This window comes from Pantoea ananatis PA13 (genome assembly GCF_000233595.1).
Lineage (GTDB): Bacteria > Pseudomonadota > Gammaproteobacteria > Enterobacterales > Enterobacteriaceae > Pantoea > Pantoea ananatis.
In genome coordinates this window covers 4205596-4222816 of the sequence record NC_017554.1, presented here as the reverse complement: position 1 = coordinate 4222816, position 17221 = coordinate 4205596, and the positions used below count along the sequence as shown (strand labels likewise).

Sequence of the window (17221 nt, the reverse complement as noted above, 5' to 3'; positions counted from 1 at the left end):
TAATGCGTCGGGCACACATTGAAAGAAATGTCAGGCTCTGTTCTCAGGTGATTGACACTACGCTTTAAGACGTGTCGGTTGTGCACAAATTTATCTAAACAGCGATGAATTCCCTTTTCCACCAGAAAAAATCAGAGCCTGAAATCAGCGACTCGCTGCACGCCGTGAGGGATTCCTGTCTGCTAATCAACGGACAGGCCGCGATCACATTATTCCCTAATAGGGTTTTGCAGGGCGGATCCGATATCAGCGTCGCGCCTCGCTAAACCGCATAAAACTGTTTGCGGGCCTTTACCGATCGCCATTTTGCCCCCACATCTGCAAAATCAGCTGCCGGGATTGTCACGCCGAAATATAACCCTACTGGCGACGCGTGTCGTGCTTGCATGGGTTGCCAGAGCATAGCGCTGTTCGTTGAATGATGTTGCTGCAGCTTGTCAGGTTCATTGTGCAGCGTGGCAGTGCGGATGGCGTATTGATGGGGGTTCCAGCGTTTATCGAACCCACGAGCTTGCAGTTATACCCTAAAATCCAGATTTAAAAAAACCCGTTGATATTCAGTGATATCATCGGGTTTATTTAACGTACTGATTTTTTATGTCTCCGGACTGACTAAGCTATCCCAAGACAATAATATGGTGCCCGAACCCGGAATCGAACCAGGGACACGGGGATTTTCAATCCCCGTGTTTCTGAAACGCAGTGAAGTACGCATTTGCTTGCACTTGAATAACGCATAGTTATCAGGTGATTAAATGCATTCAAAAACTAAAGTCATACCCGTTGTTTCTACCAAAGGTGGAGAGGGTAAATCAACTCAAACCGCTAATCTTGGTGGATTTCTGGCTGATGCCGGCCTGAAGGTTCTCATCATTGATGGCGATCACGCCCAGCCAACGGCCAGCAGTATATTTCCTCTGACTTATGAAGCCCCCTGCGGATTGTATGAACTGCTTATGCAGAATGCAGACCTGTCAGTGGCTGATAACATCATCTCCCGCACCTCCATCGATAACCTTCATCTCATTGCATCGAACGATCCCCGTAATCTTCTCCCGACCCACATGCTTAATGTGCCCGATGGTCGTGTACGTCTGCGCAATGCGCTCTCAGCTCCTTTGTTTAAAAGCTATGACGTGATCCTGATTGATTCACAGGGTGCCAAATCCGTAATGCTGGAGCTGATTATACTGGCTTCGACGGGTGAAATGATTGGCATGGTCAAGCCTGTGCTGCCAGATGTTAGGGAGTTTTTACGCGGAACGGTCGCGCTGATGGAGGACCTGCGTTCCTACTCTGCATTCGGGATCAGACTGCCGGCTGTGCGCATGCTAGTTAACTGCATGAAATATACAGCTCTTGCAAAAACAACCTTTGAGCAGGCCGAAGCCATCATTAACAGCAGAGAGTACAGCGCTCATGCTGATGAAATAGCTATATCCATGCTGCAGACGCGTATTTACGATCTCACCGTCTATGAGCAGGGCCATGCCAGCGGACTCCCTGTTCACCGGCTTGAGAGCAAAACGTCCCGCGTCAGCGATTCAGCATTTGACTCTATGCACAAGCTTGCGAGTGAACTGTTCCCCGAGTTCAAAGAGCGTTTTGACTCCTTTGCTGTCAGCGGAGGGTGTCATGTCTGATAACCGCCGAAATATTCCGGGCCTCTATGCACTGGACGCGGAACAGAGCGTCATTGGCGGCCTGATGCTGGACAATGACTGCTGGGATGAGGTTGTCATGCGTCTTGGGCCTGATGATTTCTTTCATAAGGCTCACCGGGAAATATTCAATGCCATGTCGCATCTTGTGGCGGCAGGCAGGCCGATTGACCTGCTAACGCTTACCGAGAGCATTGAAAGCCGGGGCAAGAACCTGCTTGAGCAACTTGGCGGTTTTGCCTATCTGGCTGAGCTCGCCAAAAACACCCCCAGCGTGGCTAACATCACGCACTACTGCGACATCGTGGCCCGCTACAGTCGCGGGCGCCAGCTGGCAGCCATCGGTAGTGAGATACATGCGTCAGCCACCGCGCCGGGCGCTGACATCGCGGCCGCGATGGAAACGGCCGAGCGGAAAATCACGCAGCTTGCAGAGCGGGCCGAACCACAGCAGGGCGTGACCATAGTTGACGGACTGGAAAAGCTGGCGGCCGAACTTGAACGACGCTGTCAGACTCCTGACGGCATCACGGGCACACCAACAGGGTTTGACGACCTGGATGCTTTCACAAGCGGACTTCAGCCGGGTGACCTTGTTCTCGTCGCGGCACGCCCCTCCATGGGAAAAACTGCACTCCTAATTAATATCATCATGAATTCTCTGATGAAAAACGTGGCCTCAAACAGCCAGTTTTACAGCCTGGAGCAGCCTGAAGAGCAAATTCTGATGCGCGTGGTTTCGTCGCTTGGCAATGTTGACCTGACCCGTATGAAAAGCGGAATGATGGACGAAGAGGACTGGGCCCGCGTATCGAATGTTTTTAAGTTACTCACAGAGGATATTAAAGAGCGTCTGCTCATTGATGACACCAGTGATCTGACGCCAGCCATGCTTCGCGTTCGTGCGCGACGTAATGCCCGCCGCTACGGTAAACCTGACATCATTGGTCTCGACTACCTTCAGCTCATGCGCTGTCCGGATCAGGAAAACCGCACCCAGGAAATCGCAGAGATATCTCGTTCGCTGAAGGCGCTGGCCAAAGAGATGGGCTGTCCTGTGGTGGCACTATCACAGCTCAATCGTGCACTGGAAAGCCGGGCCGATAAAAGGCCCAACAATGGCGACCTGCGTGACTCAGGTGCGCTTGAGCAGGATGCTGACGTCATCATTTTTGTTTACCGTGACGAGGTTTACAAAGAAAACTCCCCTGACAAAGGCCTGGCTGAGCTCATTATCGGCAAACAACGTCAGGGACCAACCGGCACCCTGCGGCTGCGTTTTGAAGGCCGCTATACCCGATTTGAAAATCTTCAGAGCGATGTCGGGAGGTATGCATGAGTAACGTTCGCAACCTGAACCTGGGGTCAGCGATGCTGCTCCGGGGAAAATCACCGGCGCAGCAGGGGAATAATGTCTCAGAGGCCCCCTTGCCAGTCAGCGAGATGGCCATGGTGTTGACGTTGGATCAACTTCGTCCGAATCCCGACAATCCGCGCAAAAGCAGAAACCCCCGTTTTGACGAGATTAAAGCCTCAATTCGGGCGAGAGGCCTGGATTCTATACCCAAAGTTACCCGTGACCCAGAGGGTGACGATGTTTATATTTTCAGTGATGGCGGGAATACCCGCTATCAGATCTTATGTGAGCTGTGGCAGGAAACAGGCGAAGAGCGTTTCTATCGCCTCCATACAATTTTCAAGCCCTGGCCTGGGCGTCTTAAATGTCTAGTGGGCCATCTTGCTGAGAATGAGGTCAGGGGGGATCTTACATATCTGGATAAAGCACTTGGCGTACACAATGCGAGAACTATTCAGGAGGAGTTACTTGGGCATTCTGTTTCGCTTCGTGAACTTTCAGACCTTTTGAATTTAGAAGGTTATCCGATTCATGCTTCCAGCATCAGCAGAATGGAGGATACGTTAAAATATCTTTATCCCTCTATGCCTGAGTTACTTGAAAGCGGGCTGAGTCGTACTCAGGTTATTCCGTTACTCAATCTTCGCTCCCTCGCCGAGAAAGTGTGGCTTAAATTTCAATTGGCTGAGGACACGGTTGATAATTTTCAGTCAGTGTTTTCTCAGACTTGCAGTCTGTTCAACGACCCTGACAGTTATACCCTTGAGCATTTTCGTGACGAATTTATTGGTCATCTTATAAAGGCTCTGCCACACCCCAGCCTGAACTATGACCGCTGGCTGATTGAGCTCGACCCTAAGGAGCAGAAGCGCCGCGAGCAGTTTGGCGAGCCACCGGCCATGCCGCCGCTGACGCTTACTCGCCTGTCAGAAGGTTCCGGCGGGAAGGCTCCGCCTGTCACCGTTTTGCCGGATGACCCGACCGCCGTCACGCCCGTCACCGGCCTGCGCTCAGGCACCCTCACGGGTTCAACCCGCCCCGAACCGGCTCCTGAGCCAGCTGGCCTTACAGTGCTGCCTGACAGCACTGGCATCAGCGCCGGTAGCCTGCCCAGAAGTGAAATCCAGAATGACCTGTTTGGTGGCCGTTCCGTTATTACCGGTGATGGCGTCAGCACAAGCAGTGAGCATGGCGCCGATCTGGTTTCTTCAGGCAGCCATTCCCTTGTTTCTGCGTTCAGCGAGCATGACGACTCGGCACCGGTATCCACCGGGTCAGTGAGCTTTGCCGAAACCGGCCTTGAACCCGTCAGCGACATATGGCTGATCCCGGCTATGCAGGATGATGTTGAGCATCTCCAGGACATGGCCTATCGGCTGGTCTACGAAATTGCCGAGGGGATGGGCTGTGTAAGCGACATCAGTGAGGACAAAAGCCCTGAGTCTGCCGGTTTTTCCGTATCCGGCGGCAGCAGAGAATTCAGCCTGTTCCTTTCAGGCCTGTCCGGCTGCCTGCCCAATCAGCAGTGCAACATGTTCATGTTCTGTCTCAATTTTTTTGGTTCACAGAAACCGGCTGACACGCCGGTATTTGACGACGTCATGGTGGTCAAAATGATGCGCCTTATCCGCATCATTCGCCGCCTGCGAGAGCTGCAGCGCCTTGCCGCAAAAGGGGGAGAAAATGTCTGATGACCTGAATGACGAAATGGCACAAGCCAGTACGGCTTTATTCATTCAGCGCGGTATTGATGCCGTCCGCTCGCAGCTCCGCTCTGACAGGCCGTCAAACGAGTTCTGTGAGTGCTGCGGTGCTGACATTCCTCTTGCCCGTCAGCGTGCTGTGCCGGGTGCGGAACTCTGCGCCGACTGCCAGTATCTCGAAGAGAAAAAGAACCGCCACATGGCGGGCGGTAACTGGGGGGGCCGTCATGGCAGATAAGTCAAAACTCACACGGCGCATCCGTCGCCTTATGACGCTGGGGACGCAAAACAGCAACGATCATGAAGCCGCACGGGCGGTTGCGCTGGCCCAGCGGCTCATGCGCCGTCACGGCCTGACTGACGATCAGATTACGCTTAGTGAGATAGGTGAATCGGTCTGCGAACAGCTGACCAGTAACGCTGAGAAAGTCCCCGCCTGGATGCACTCGCTGGCCACAGTGGTCTGCATGGCTACAGGCTGCCGGTGCTGGTTCGGCTGGTACGGTTACGTGAGCACGGGCGGGTTGCGCCTGGTCCGTCGCTCACTCCACTTCTACGGCTTCGGGGAACGTCCCGAGCTGGCCCTATATATCTATACCGTGCTACAGCGCAAAGTGCGGGCGGCAACAGATGCGCACATGTCGACTTACCGCAGGCAGCGTATTAAGAAGAGTACGCTTCGCGGCCGCGCCGACCAGTTCCGTGAAGGCTGGGTCTCCGGCGTCTGGCAGGTTCTGCAGTCTTTCAGTACGCCTGACGGTGAGAATCAGGTGCTACAGCGCTGGCTTGCGCAGCGGCATTCGGGGCAGACGTTATCCGATGTTGTAACGCGCCAGGCGAAAAGCTGTCGCGGTGATTTACTGGCAAGGAACGCCGGATGGTTCGCAGGCCGTCAGGCCGAACTCAGTCACGGCCTGGCAGGGGCGCAGGCTAATAAGCAGCTTACGGCGGGAGACACACGCAATGATTAACACACTCTTATTTGGCGCCTGCCTGTCGGGCTGGCTTTTTGATGCAATACAGTTAACCATCCAGGTCTGCCCGGGAGGTGATCTGTGAACCAAAACACCCTTTCCGGCGCGACAACCAGCATTCTGAACTCGCTGCTGATGGACATCAAAAGCGGCAACATACGTCGCTGCGAATCGCTGGGCCTGTCAGTTGAGGAAATTCGCGTGCTCAGCGGCCTCAGCCTCGACGAACTGCACTATATAGGTCAGTCGAAGGTGTCCGTCCTGGACGTCAAATTAAACCACGAGAACTTCTGGCTGATACTCAACCAGGCCCGCAACGAGCAGGCCCGTATGCTGATGATCGACCGCGCCCTTGAGCTGGGCGGCTCTATGGAGCTGATGGACAAATACTTTGGCATGTCACCTTCTGACGTGAGCAGCCGTCGCCGTCTGATGGGCATTGAGAGCCGCCAGGGCCGGACGCAGTCTCTGACCGAGGAGCAGGATGCGCTTCTCTGGAACGAGTGGAAAAACACCGGTCTTGAGTCGCCGGAATCACACAAGGCGCTTGAGGCGATGATGCTGGCGGCTGAGCTTCACAGCCTGTCGCTGACCGCCGTATGGACGAAGGTCTGCCAGTGGTGCCGGGAGGCATCAAAACGGGTTTCCCCAGTACAAGCGCTGCGTAAGGAGGCCTGATGCGTTTAAGTGATTTCACCCGGCGCCAGCAGGTTTCGCCGGCAGTGCGCCGCCGGGCTCAGCAGCTGTTCCTTGCGTTCTGCAGCGGTAAAAAGGTGTTCCGGCGGCTCGCCCTAAACGGCTACCTCAAAATTGATGTCGGCCCCTACTGGCGAATGCTCAGCAAGGACGGAGGCCGGCAGTGGTGGCTGATGGACCATGAGACATATAACCGTGAAATACGCCGGTAACGGACGACCAGCGATGACCAGACAGTGCCGGGTTTATCCCGGCACTGTGCTGTCTCAGGTAAAAAAGGGGAACAAAAAATGAACATACCCGCCGACTGCATCGTGGCGCGCACGCTGTCACGTATGGAAAAAAGCCTTGAGCGCAGGGCAGTGAGCGGCGACGCCGGCCAGGAACGGAGTGGCCTGCTGTTTATGGGCAACGTCCACGACGCGTTTCCCCGCCGTTTATTTCTCGACACGCGCCTGTCACCGCTCGATAAAACTGCCTGGGTGATGATACGCCTTTATGCCCAGCAGAATGAGGGAGCAGTGTTTCCTACCTATGACGAACTGCAGGAACAGCTGGCCTCGGCACATTCGGACAAAGCTTCGCGTGAAACCGTGAGCCGCACGCTGCTGATGCTGCGGCTCACAGGTTGGATAAGCTTGTGCAAAAAGGTGCGCGATGAGTGCGGCCGGGTACGTGGCAACATCTATGCCCAGCACGATGAGCCGCTGGGCTACCGTGATGCAGAGACCTTCGACCCGGGCTGGCTGACGCTGGTTGAGCAGAGCTGCAAGAGTAAGAACAAGTCCGTGCGCATGACGGCGCTGGCCGTTGTTAACGACATACTCCAGGACAGCGGTATGCGCCACCGCCACAGCCGTCTTGCGCTGATTGAAAGCCGCCTGAATGCTCCGTCAACGCCGGGCGCCATGGTGCGGAAAAGCGGTGCGGCACGACCGGGTTCGAAAAACGAACTCAGTCAAAAAGCTGTTGAAAAATCCCTTGAAACACTGAGTTCGGAATCCGAACTCAGTCATGCGCAGGGTCTAAAATCACTGGGTACGGAATCCGAACTCAGTTTTAAATCAGGCACTTATAACAGAGTTCGAAATTCGAACCGTAACGTACGTTCTTTCACACAGAGTGTGATTAAAGAAACGTACGTTGCTGACCAGCCGGTTTTGCCAGAGGGCTTTATGGCGATGCTGAGCGGTGAAGACCGTCAGATGCTCAGCGAGCAGTTCGGTGCCCTGCCGGTGGCGGTGGCAACCGGGCTGAGTGGACTGCTGCAGGAGCAGCTGCGCAGTGGCCGCCTGGCAAACCCGGCGGGCTGGATGTTTGCCATGCTGAAACGCGCCAGACAGGGTGAATTCCGGCCGTCTGAATACCCTGCGACGCCTTCTGCGCAGCGAACTTCAAAAACCGTCAGGAGTGCCGTAGTCAGTTCTGGGCTGCGTTCTGAGTCAAAATTCACTGCTCCCGTTCTGCCTGAGAAACGGGCATCTGCTGAGCAGGTCGGCGCTGCTATCGCCGCTATCAGGCGACAGTTCAGTTAACGGGATTATCTATGCTGGCCAATTATTCTGCGATTTAAAAAAGTCAGTGTCATTAGGCGCAGCATCGGTCAAATAATAGCCAGTGTTGCGGGGCGCAACAGCGGTTAAATTACAACCAGTGTTGCGGGGCGCAACAGTGGTCAAATAATAGTCGGTGTTGCGGGGCGCAACAGCGGTCAAATAATAACCAGCACCTCGGGGCGCAGCAGTGGTCAAATTCAAGCAGCGCAACTGGTGCTAAAAGGTCTCAACATTTAAATAGAATAATTAGCGGATTGGAATTATGAGTTTCAGGCTGTTGTAAAACCAGATAATTCAGGACCATGTCGCCTCATCTTAACTGACGGCAGGTGACAACAATGGCTGATAAAACGGACAAACGGACGGGCGCATTGCAGTCCGAAATGACGATAGCGCTTCATACTAATTATGCAATTGGGCTCTGGCAGGGACGCAAACCTGAAAAGAATGAGTCTGATAAGCCAGGGCGACACGGGATCATCGGTATGCCTCAGTTCTTCCAGAGAGCAGGCCAGATAAATCAGGATTCGCTCAGGAATAACCCTTGGGCAGATCAGGCGATGTACCAGCTTGAAGAAAAAATAAGGTCTGCTTCTGAAGCCATGACTTCTCTGCTGGAACAGATTGATAAAGACATGAGCATGCTGCCTAAAGGTGTGTCGGTCAGCGACGTTGAATCAGCTGAGCCACTCGACATTAATGTCTTTACCCGAACCCCTTTGGGTTATCGCTGTGTATTCCTGCTCATGGGATTCGATCAGTTTGCCAAAAAGGTTTTGCAGGCATCACATTATGGTCTGATAACACGTTCTAAAAGAGACCAGTATCTGAGCGAAGGTGGCCGGCTTTTACGACAGATTTACGGTACGGTACTTTCATACCGTCATGTTGACGCCACTCGTATCGACGCCGCTGAAGATAATGAAACCTGGCGAAAAGCGTGCGAAGCGGCCGGCGAACCCGACCGCGCCGTTCTGCTCGGCGAAAAGCGCTCGGCGTTTTCTCCGCCGGTTAATGAAGCGAGCGTAAGCCTTTTGCGCCTGCGTTATAAAGCCGGTCAATAGCGGGGCCGGAGATGCGGTTATTTTTGTGCGAAAAGCCTTCTCAGGGCCGTGACCTCGCCGCTGTGCTGGGGGCTAGCCGGCGCGGTGAAGGTTTTATGACGGGAAACGGCGTGACGGTCACCTGGGCGGTAGGCCATCTGCTGGAGACCGCTCCGCCAGAGGTCTACGGCCAGCAGTACGGCAAGCCCTGGTCTCTGTCTGCACTGCCAATTCTCCCTTCAAGGTGGCAGGTTGTCGTTAAAAAGGACACGCAGGATCAGTTTAAGGTCATTGAGAAACTGCTCAGACAGGCTGATGAGGTGGTCATCGCCACCGACGCCGATCGTGAAGGTGAAGTCATCGCCCGCGAACTGCTGGACTACTGCGGCTGGGATGGGCGGATTCTGCGCCTTTGGTTTTCGGCTTTGGACGAGCTCAGCGTCCGGGCTGCTCTGAGCGACCTGCGTCCAGGACAGGCTTCGGTCGGGATGTACCATGCCGGGCTGGGGCGTTCACGCGCGGACTGGCTGATCGGCATGAACCTGTCCCGACTGTATACCCTCAGGGCGGCCGAAGCAGGTTTTGAGGGCGTGGTCTCAGTCGGGCGGGTACAGACGCCCACGCTTGCACTGGTTGCTCGTCGCGACCGCGAGATTGCCGCATTCGTGCCGAAGCCCTACTGGCAGGTTAAGGCAACGCTCAGCGCCTCAGGTGTCAGTTTTCAGGCATCGTGGGTGCCTGCCGCCGTCTATGCTGATGAGGAAAAGCGCTGTATTCACCAGAATATTGCTCAGCAGGTGGCGCAGCTCTGCCGTCAGGCGGGTGTTTCAACCGTAACGGAGTACGAAACAAAACGGGAGAAAGAAGCCGCCCCGCTGGCCTTTTCACTGGGAACGCTGCAGCGCGCCTGTGGCAAGATGTGGAATATGTCGCCACAGAAGGTGCTGGACACTGCTCAGAGCCTGTATGAAACGCACAAGGCCACGACCTATCCCCGCACAGACTGCGGCTGGCTGCCGAAGTCAATGCGGGAAGAAATCCCGGCTGTGTTTGATGCCATGGCGCGTACTGACCCCTCACCTGAGTTCGCATCTCTGCTTTCACAGCTGGACAGAGGGTTTGCTTCCCGCATCTGGAACGATAAAAAAATCACGGCGCATCACGGCATTATCCCCACGCGCAACGCCGTTCAGCTGTCCAGCCTGACTGAGACAGAGCGCCAGGTCTACCTGCTTATCCGTCGTAACTACCTGGCCCAGTTCCTGCCGCTCTGCGAGTCAGATGCGACGCGCATTTCCTTTGATATTGGTGGCCAGTTGTTCCGCACGACTGGCCGAACTGAAGTCTTAAAGGGCTGGAAAGTGCTGTTTACGAAGGACGAAGAAGATAAGGACACTGCTGAGGAAGACATCGCAGGTTCCCTGCCACCGCTCAGCAAAGGGGCACAGTGCGGCGTTACTGACGCAGAGGTTAAGCAACTGATGACCCAGCCGCCTGCACACTACACCTTTGACACGCTGATTGGTGCCATGATGAACGCCGCTGCGTACGTTACCGACCTTCAGCTGCGTAAAATCCTCAAAGAAAACGCCGGGCTCGGCACTGAAGCAACGCGGGCCGGCATCATCGAGCAGCTGCTGAGCCGCCGTTTCATCACGCTCAAAGGCAGTAAACTGCTGGCAACAGACCTGGGAGCGGACGTCATTGATGCCCTGCCGCCGCAGCTGACCGACCCGGGTATGACTGCGCTCTGGGAGCAGGCGCTTGACGAAGTGGCTGCCGGTCGTATGAACCTCAACGACTTTCTGCAGCGTCAGACCGCCTGGACCTCGACGCTGGTCAGCCAGGGAATGCAGCAGCGCATCAGCATCCGGGTGCCGCCTTCGCCTCCGTGCCCGCTCTGCGGCAGCAAAACCGCCCTGCGCAGGAGCCCTAAAGGAGAATTCCGCAGCTGTACGCGCTACCCGGAATGCAAAGGCATCATCAGTCTGGATTCAGGCAGGCGTAAAAGCCCCGCCCGCGCTAAGTCGCCAAAAACAAAAAAGAATTAACCCGTCTTATCCGATTGCGGGCGGGTAGCGCCTTTGTTATTGTGACGCCGGCTCTGAAGCCGCACCCCGTGACTGCGGGCTCCTTCAGCATCTAATGCATGTGTTGCCGGAGTACAGTCTGACCGCCCATGCCCACACCTGAGCTTGAGACGGTAAGGTACGAAAACTCCGTGAAACCCGTGCCGGGCGCTGAACACGCCAGCGGAGCAACTGCCTCAGGCAGGTTAACAAAAGGTCGATGGTGCAGACCCCGATGGCGGTGCCGAGAGGTGCCGCTTTTTATTATCCGCGCACTGATGAATTTTTATACGTGGCCAGATTGACAAGCGCCGCGTGTAAGGGAAAGATAAAGAGGCTAAACGTTGTCCTTCCGACAACTGCCAATGTTCCGGTGATTTGAGAGGAACGCCTTCGGGTAATCACATGCCAATGCCATCATAACCTGAGAGATGGCGCTTTCGGGCGGTTCAAACCTGTTTAACCTTTGCAAACAGGGACCTGTAATCCGGGTTAAGGTCCACTTCACCAATACAGCCTGTCGGCATTCACTGCTGACCCCGTGCGGGAAACTCTCTCCCGCACGGGACTGATGTTTCTCCGCACCCTGTTTCGTTTTACTCCGGAGATAACATCATGACTGCAACTGCAAACACCCCTGCTTCAAACAACACTGCTTCTGCTGGCTCTGCCACTACCGGCAACAACCAGAAAGAGTATTTCAACCTGAACGTCAGTGGTATCGGCTACCTCAGTTCGATTCGTCGACTGCAGGGCTCAAATGGTGAGTTTACCTGTGCCGTAATCAATGCCCTGACCGGTCCGACTGATAATGCTTCCTATACCCGCTTCGACATTACCGTTGCAGGTAAAGAGCAGACCTCCCTCATCAACCGCTGTCAGAAAGCCGTTGATGAAGAGGAAAAAGTTTTGATTGGATTTGTACTCAGTGGCCTTAAAGCCGACGTGTTTACCCTGCAAAGCGGTGAGCATGCCGGTGAATCCCGCCCCTCACTGAAGGCCCGCCTGATAAAGGTTGAGTTCATCAAAAAGGGACAGGACGTTGTTTACAAGGCTCCTAACGCTTCCCAGACGCCAGAAACCGGTCCGGCCGCTCAAAAGGCTTACGATCCGGAATCTTTCTAAGCGTCACGGACACACCGCCGGAACACATCCCGGCGGGTGTGTTCCTCTCAACCCCATTTCTAAGAGGAATTCATTATGTCCGCACGCGGCGTCAACAAAGTTATCCTGGTCGGCAATCTCGGTCAGGACCCCGAAGTTCGTTATATGCCTGGCGGTAAAGCAGTGACCGGCCTTTCGCTGGCCACTTCCGAAACCTGGCGTGACAAACAGACCGGTGAAAACCGGGAAATAACCGAATGGCATCGCGTCGTGCTGTTTGGAAAGCTGGCTGAAGTAGCCGGTGAATACCTGCGTAAGGGTTCACAGGTTTACATTGAAGGTCAGTTGAAAACCCGCAAATGGGAAGATAACGCAGGCATTACGCGTTATACGACCGAAGTAATTGTGGGCATAAACGGAACGATGCAGATGCTGGGCGGGGCTAAAAGCAGCACCAACACCAGTGGAAACAATAAGCCGTCAGGCCAGCAAGATGGATGGGGTAAGCCACAACAGCCTCAGCCTTCTCAGGCACAACAGTCGGCTCCGAGTAATCCGGCGAACGAGCCGCCAATGGACTTTGACGATGACATACCGTTCCTCGGACACGGGTATGGCGTCTGTCGTAAGACCATTTACGCAATTTCGTAAAGGATTCATTAAGTTATACCCTCGCGGCGCCAGTTTTTTCTGGCGCTTTTTTATTCTATAATGATATTCATTAATCAGGAATGTCACTGGAGATCAACCATGAATACACGATATGAAGCCGATGTTGTTGCCTGGGCACAGGAGCAGGCGGCTTTACTGCGTGCGGGTCGTTTCTCTGAGATTGATATTGCTAATATCGCCGAGGAGATCGAAGACGTGGGCAAAAGCGAAAAGCGTGAGTTAGCCAGTCGTATGGCGGTTCTGCTTGCACATCTTCTCAAATGGAAGTTTCAGCCTGGACGCCGTGGATCAAGCTGGCAACGTACCATTAAAGAGCAGCGTAAAGCTCTGGCGTTGCATATAAAAGGTACGCCGAGTCTGAAAGTGGCCCTGGCCGATCCAGACTGGATTGCGACGGTGTGGGCCGATGCAGTTTCTTCTGCCGCGCAGGAAACACAGCTCGATGTATTTCCTGAAGACTGTATCTGGGACATGGGGCAAATCCTCTCCCTGGAATTCTATCCAGAACAGGACTGACCCTGACCGTTACTGATTAACCCAGCCAGCTTACGCTGGCTTTTTTATACCGGGATGCTGTCGAAGGCCCGTTCACACTCAGTAGTCTGGCCCGCTACCGCTCCTGAGAGTCAACGCCGTCAGGCCATAAAACTCGCTTTTGTGGCCTGACGGGGTTCCCCCGCAGGGGTATGGCATATATAAGCTTCAGACTGAGCAGACAAAAAAACCGCCCGCAGGCGGCTTAATCACCCGGCACCCTGCCAGGTGTGTTCTTTGCGGAGAACATTTTCAACCTGGCCACCTTTGCCACGGTATGCAAGCGTAAGCGGTAAATTCCCTGCACGCCTTCCTGAACCCCCTCAACTTTTTTTGTTCAGCTCCCAGTCAGAGTTTTGAATTGTCCGGTTTTACACCACAGCGAGAATAGCAGTCCTGATTAAGACTATTCCTGGGGTGGAACCTGATGGCAGTACCTTCCGGACAGGCCGCTAAACGTGCCGGCATCATTGCCTGTACTGTGATGCTGGCAGGCTGTGTGAATACAGCCTCGACAGACACCGCGTCGGTGTATTCCCGCAGCCGCACGCCGGCCCGGTTTGATGATATCTACCGCAACCGCTCGCCTGAGGTGGTGCGCTACGATCGCTATACCCTTGTCAGCACCCGCCCTGCCGATGCGCAGCTGGACCCGCTGAATCAGGTTGTCGATATCACTATGCCGGCGCAGCTGGTCAGCACGGTCGGCGAGGGATTCAGGTATCTGCTGCTGGAGTCAGGTTATTCACTGTGTTCAGCAACCAGCGCTGCGTTTTCCGAACTCCTGAGCCGCCCGCTGCCCGCCGTTCAGCGCACCATCGGCCCGCTGAAGCTCAGTGAAGCGCTTCAGGTTGTCGCGGGTCCCGCCTGGCGTCTGAAGGTGGACGAAGTAAACCGCGAAGTCTGCTTTGAGCTCCGCGACCAGTACCGCAGCTTTTCAGCACCGGCTGCCAGCCTTCCGGCCATTCGCCCTGCGGTCAGCGCTCCGGTAACCAGGCCATACGTAGCTCCGGTTGTGCAGGCTAAAGCCGTATCAGTTCAGACACCTGCATCCGGGCTTGCCAGAAACCCTTTCACCGGCGATGTGGTCACACCATCAGGGCTTAAACCGCAGAGCCTCAGCGTTCCCTCGCCGGTACTGCAGCAGAGTCAGTCGTCAGTAACCTCAGGCAATTTACAGTCATCTTCACAGAAGCCGGCCTCTTTAACTTCAGGGGGAACCGCAGCTACTGCGCATACCCTGGCTCAGCAGAATCACGGCGTCATTACGCCGGCAGCCGTCAAAACCCAGACTCCCCCCCTGACTACAGTGAATGCCACGCCAAAAGCGTCTTCAGTCGTGCATCAGCAGCCGTCCTCGGCTGTCACACCGGCACCCGCTGCGGACAGCCGCATCGTACCCACATATTCGACGGGCACGCCGGTAACGCCGCCTGTCACGGGGCAGACCTGGCGGGCTGAGCCGGGCACCACGCTTAAAGAAGCGCTCACCGCCTGGACGGCAAAAGCGCCCTGCGCCAATGGCGGCAACTGGGTCCTCATCTGGCCCGTTGCGCTGGATTACCGCATCGATGCCCCCTTGGTGTTTCATGGCAATTTCGAGTCGGTTCTGGTGCAGGTATTTGACCTGTACCGCCACGCTGAAAAGCCGCTGTTTGCCGAAGCCAACCGCATTCAGTGCCTGGTGTCCGTCAGCGACACCCCCACGCCCGGAGGGCGATGAAATGGGTTTTGCCCTGCCGATAATCGCGCTGGCCATGTTCTTCGGGCTGATGGCCAGTGACGCCCAGCGCCGTAATTCTGACATTGTCACGCAGTCAGTGACCGTGGCCGCGCCCTCGCGGCTTGCCACCGACATGCTGCGAACGGCTGATGCGGTGAACGACTGGCGGCATGGCCGCTCAGTGGGTGACGGACCGGTTTCGCCGGCAGCGACCGGCATGATGCCGCCCCCTGATTCACGGGTTCAGAGTGTCATCCAGAACGGCAGGCTGTGGGTGTGGGTCGCTGATACGCCGGGCGTTTATGCCGCGCTCCGTAATCAGTCGACAACATCGGCGCTGGCTTTGACCGTTTCGGGGGGGCGGCTGCGCATGTATGACGGCACTGATATGAATCTTTCCCTTCCGTCCGGCGTGACGGAGGGGAGCATTGTTTACCTTAACTGAGGAGCAGCGGATGTCGCGCACCCCATTAAAACTGACGCTGCTGGCCATTGCCGTGCTGCTCTCTGCGTGCTCGGTCAGAGACGTGGCCACCATTGAAAAAGACAACAATACGCAGGGCGACACAGCGCAGCGGATACTGCAAAGCCGCCTGGATATGACGCAGCCGGCTGTGGTGTGGGCGGACAAGCCCTGGGTAAACCTGAAACCCATTCAGTCGGCTATTACGGCGCCGGACGACGTCAAAATGCCACCTTGCCAGGTATTTTTTAACAGCCCCGAAGGGCTGACACTGCCGCAGATCGCCAGCCGCATTAATGCAATCTGTGGCTTTCGGGTTTACATCTCGCCGGAGGTATCTGCTGCGCTGCTGCAGTCCGCAGGTGGCAGCGTCGTCACGTCACAGATGAGCGGCCGTCTCCCAGCACCGGACGACAACGGTCGGGTGCCTCTGGCACAGATGGGTATGCCGGCGCAGCCCGCTGTCATGTCGACGTCTGAACCTGTCCTGTTCCAGGGAACGCGGTTTCAGGGCGATGCGCAGGAAGCCCTGAACATTGCCGCCAGTACGCTGGGCCTCTCCGTTCGCCGAACAATGGGGCGTGTGGATTTCTTTATTCAGGACACGCGCACCTTTCAGCTCGCCATCCTCAATACCAAAGTCGACAGCTCCGCGTCTATTAACTCCGGTGCGGGTGCTCAGTTGGGCAACCAGAGCGGAAATGGCGGCACCAAAGGCGACGTCAGTTCGAATCAGAAAACCAACTACGGCATGAACAGCGACCTCTATAACGATATCCGCAAAACAGTAGAGCAGATACTCACGCCAAAAAGCGGCCGCTACTGGCTGTCTGACGCCACCGGCACGCTCAGCGTGACGGACACGCCTGATGTACTGGACAGGGTCGGCCGTTACATTGATTACCAGAATCAGGTCCTGCACCGTCAGGTACAGCTGACACTGCAGATAGTCCGTTTCACCCAGACCAAAAACGTCGATCGGGGTCTGGACTGGGGTCTGGTTGCCAAAACGGTTTCCGGCCTGGGCGCGAGTATTGGCAGTACCTTTACCGGTGCCCCGGCCAATGCGGGCAGTTTTGGTCTGTCCATCCTGAACAGCGCGACTGGAGGGGCTGAGAGATTTTCCGGATCGCAGCTCATGATCAGAGCGCTTGAGCAGCAGGGTACGGTCACGATGGCCCTGAACCAGACCGACCCGACGGCTAACCTGACACCGGTGGCTTACCAGTTATCCAACAATACGGGGATGCTCAACAGCTCCAGCTCCACGGCAGTGGCAAACGTAGGGGTCACTTCCAGTCAGAGCGTATCCAGTATTACTACCGGCCTCTTCATTACCATGCTGCCTTTTGTGCAGGCAAATGGCGATATCCAGCTGCAGTTTGCCTACAGCTACACCACACCGCCCGATATCAAGAGTTTTATCAGCAGGGACGGCAATACCCGTAACGACGTCGCTAATACCGCAACCGAAGGCCTTGCGCGCAAGGTCAACCTTCGCGCGGGTCAGACGCTGGTTCTTACCGGCTCAGATCAACAAAACGCATCCTCAGATAAGCAGGGCACCTTTTCGCCTGAAAATTATCTTTTGGGTGGAGGTCAGAGCGGCGCGAAGAGTCGTTCCACGCTCATCATTATGATTACGCCGGTTTTACTGGGGCAATAA

At 55.5% G+C, this 17221-nt stretch carries 16 protein-coding genes; all 16 read left to right on the top strand.

The features are described from left to right. Positions 1 to 755: 755 nt before the first annotated feature. The 16 genes from PAGR_RS19970 to pilN all read left to right on the top strand — a co-directional run bounded on the left by PAGR_RS19970 (position 756) and on the right by pilN (position 17221). Positions 756 to 1643: a ParA family protein gene (locus PAGR_RS19970; RefSeq protein ID WP_014606868.1), complete on the top strand. Its 888-nt coding sequence runs from the start codon at positions 756 to 758 to the stop codon at positions 1641 to 1643. Further along, positions 1636 to 3000, top strand: coding sequence for an SPI-7-type island replicative DNA helicase (dnaB-PI, locus tag PAGR_RS19965; RefSeq protein ID WP_014606867.1), 1365 nt, complete (start codon positions 1636 to 1638; stop codon positions 2998 to 3000). The genes PAGR_RS19970 and dnaB-PI overlap by 8 nt, the downstream gene beginning before the upstream one ends. Further along, entirely contained in the window at positions 2997 to 4709 is a 1713-nt protein-coding gene (locus tag PAGR_RS19960) for a ParB family protein (RefSeq protein ID WP_014606866.1), read from the top strand. The genes dnaB-PI and PAGR_RS19960 overlap by 4 nt, the downstream gene beginning before the upstream one ends. After that, positions 4702 to 4959, top strand: a complete 258-nt coding sequence (locus tag PAGR_RS19955; protein WP_014606865.1) for a TraR/DksA C4-type zinc finger protein — start codon at positions 4702 to 4704, stop codon at positions 4957 to 4959. The genes PAGR_RS19960 and PAGR_RS19955 overlap by 8 nt, the downstream gene beginning before the upstream one ends. Beyond that, a complete protein-coding gene (locus tag PAGR_RS19950; protein WP_014606864.1) occupies positions 4949 to 5692 on the top strand; it encodes a DUF2786 domain-containing protein in 744 nt (247 codons plus the stop codon). The genes PAGR_RS19955 and PAGR_RS19950 overlap by 11 nt, the downstream gene beginning before the upstream one ends. 84 nt (positions 5693 to 5776) lie before the next feature. Then, positions 5777 to 6373 (top strand): DUF2857 domain-containing protein, encoded by a 597-nt coding sequence (locus tag PAGR_RS19945; protein WP_014606863.1) that lies wholly within the window; start codon positions 5777 to 5779, stop codon positions 6371 to 6373. Beyond that, positions 6373 to 6603 carry a ParE family toxin-like protein gene (locus PAGR_RS19940; protein ID WP_014606862.1) on the top strand — a complete coding sequence of 77 codons (231 nt, stop codon included), beginning with the start codon at positions 6373 to 6375 and terminating at the stop codon, positions 6601 to 6603. Before PAGR_RS19945 ends, PAGR_RS19940 begins: the two co-directional genes overlap by 1 nt. A 78-nt stretch (positions 6604 to 6681) precedes the next feature. After that, the gene (locus tag PAGR_RS19935; RefSeq protein WP_014606861.1) at positions 6682 to 7926 is read left to right on the top strand and encodes an STY4528 family pathogenicity island replication protein; all 1245 of its coding nucleotides are present in this window, start codon (positions 6682 to 6684) and stop codon (positions 7924 to 7926) included. 359 nt (positions 7927 to 8285) lie between these two features. Further along, the gene (locus tag PAGR_RS19930) at positions 8286 to 9011 is read left to right on the top strand and encodes a PFL_4669 family integrating conjugative element protein (protein ID WP_014606860.1); all 726 of its coding nucleotides are present in this window, start codon (positions 8286 to 8288) and stop codon (positions 9009 to 9011) included. Between the two features lie 11 nt (positions 9012 to 9022). Next, a complete protein-coding gene (locus PAGR_RS19925; protein ID WP_014606859.1) occupies positions 9023 to 11041 on the top strand; it encodes a DNA topoisomerase III in 2019 nt (672 codons plus the stop codon). A 633-nt stretch (positions 11042 to 11674) separates the two neighbouring features. After that, a complete protein-coding gene (locus tag PAGR_RS19920; protein ID WP_014606858.1) occupies positions 11675 to 12184 on the top strand; it encodes an STY4534 family ICE replication protein in 510 nt (169 codons plus the stop codon). Between the two features lie 75 nt (positions 12185 to 12259). Next, positions 12260 to 12814, top strand: a complete 555-nt coding sequence (locus PAGR_RS19915) for a single-stranded DNA-binding protein (protein ID WP_014606857.1) — start codon at positions 12260 to 12262, stop codon at positions 12812 to 12814. Between the two features lie 99 nt (positions 12815 to 12913). Beyond that, entirely contained in the window at positions 12914 to 13351 is a 438-nt protein-coding gene (locus PAGR_RS19910; RefSeq protein WP_014606856.1) for a DUF29 domain-containing protein, read from the top strand. Between the two features lie 445 nt (positions 13352 to 13796). Continuing rightward, the gene (pilL2, locus tag PAGR_RS19905; protein ID WP_014606855.1) at positions 13797 to 15092 is read left to right on the top strand and encodes a PFGI-1 class ICE element type IV pilus protein PilL2; all 1296 of its coding nucleotides are present in this window, start codon (positions 13797 to 13799) and stop codon (positions 15090 to 15092) included. A 1-nt stretch (position 15093) separates the two neighbouring features. Then, entirely contained in the window at positions 15094 to 15537 is a 444-nt protein-coding gene (gene pilM / locus PAGR_RS19900; RefSeq protein WP_014606854.1) for a type IV pilus biogenesis protein PilM, read from the top strand. A 10-nt stretch (positions 15538 to 15547) separates the two neighbouring features. Beyond that, entirely contained in the window at positions 15548 to 17221 is a 1674-nt protein-coding gene (gene pilN, locus PAGR_RS19895) for a PilN family type IVB pilus formation outer membrane protein (protein ID WP_014606853.1), read from the top strand.

Excerpts from the sequence above, each read along its gene's own strand:
- PAGR_RS19970 (WP_014606868.1), top strand. The coding sequence starts at position 756 with ATGCATTCAAAAACTAAAGTCATACCCGTTGTTTCTACCAAAGGTGGA.
- dnaB-PI (WP_014606867.1), top strand. The coding sequence starts at position 1,636 with ATGTCTGATAACCGCCGAAATATTCCGGGCCTCTATGCACTGGACGCG.
- PAGR_RS19960 (WP_014606866.1), top strand. The coding sequence starts at position 2,997 with ATGAGTAACGTTCGCAACCTGAACCTGGGGTCAGCGATGCTGCTCCGG.
- PAGR_RS19955 (WP_014606865.1), top strand. The coding sequence starts at position 4,702 with ATGTCTGATGACCTGAATGACGAAATGGCACAAGCCAGTACGGCTTTA.
- PAGR_RS19950 (WP_014606864.1), top strand. The coding sequence starts at position 4,949 with ATGGCAGATAAGTCAAAACTCACACGGCGCATCCGTCGCCTTATGACG.
- PAGR_RS19940 (WP_014606862.1), top strand. The coding sequence starts at position 6,373 with ATGCGTTTAAGTGATTTCACCCGGCGCCAGCAGGTTTCGCCGGCAGTG.
- PAGR_RS19935 (WP_014606861.1), top strand. The coding sequence starts at position 6,682 with ATGAACATACCCGCCGACTGCATCGTGGCGCGCACGCTGTCACGTATG.
- PAGR_RS19930 (WP_014606860.1), top strand. The coding sequence starts at position 8,286 with ATGGCTGATAAAACGGACAAACGGACGGGCGCATTGCAGTCCGAAATG.
- PAGR_RS19925 (WP_014606859.1), top strand. The coding sequence starts at position 9,023 with ATGCGGTTATTTTTGTGCGAAAAGCCTTCTCAGGGCCGTGACCTCGCC.
- PAGR_RS19920 (WP_014606858.1), top strand. The coding sequence starts at position 11,675 with ATGACTGCAACTGCAAACACCCCTGCTTCAAACAACACTGCTTCTGCT.
- PAGR_RS19915 (WP_014606857.1), top strand. The coding sequence starts at position 12,260 with ATGTCCGCACGCGGCGTCAACAAAGTTATCCTGGTCGGCAATCTCGGT.
- PAGR_RS19910 (WP_014606856.1), top strand. The coding sequence starts at position 12,914 with ATGAATACACGATATGAAGCCGATGTTGTTGCCTGGGCACAGGAGCAG.
- pilL2 (WP_014606855.1), top strand. The coding sequence starts at position 13,797 with ATGGCAGTACCTTCCGGACAGGCCGCTAAACGTGCCGGCATCATTGCC.
- pilM (WP_014606854.1), top strand. The coding sequence starts at position 15,094 with ATGGGTTTTGCCCTGCCGATAATCGCGCTGGCCATGTTCTTCGGGCTG.
- pilN (WP_014606853.1), top strand. The coding sequence starts at position 15,548 with ATGTCGCGCACCCCATTAAAACTGACGCTGCTGGCCATTGCCGTGCTG.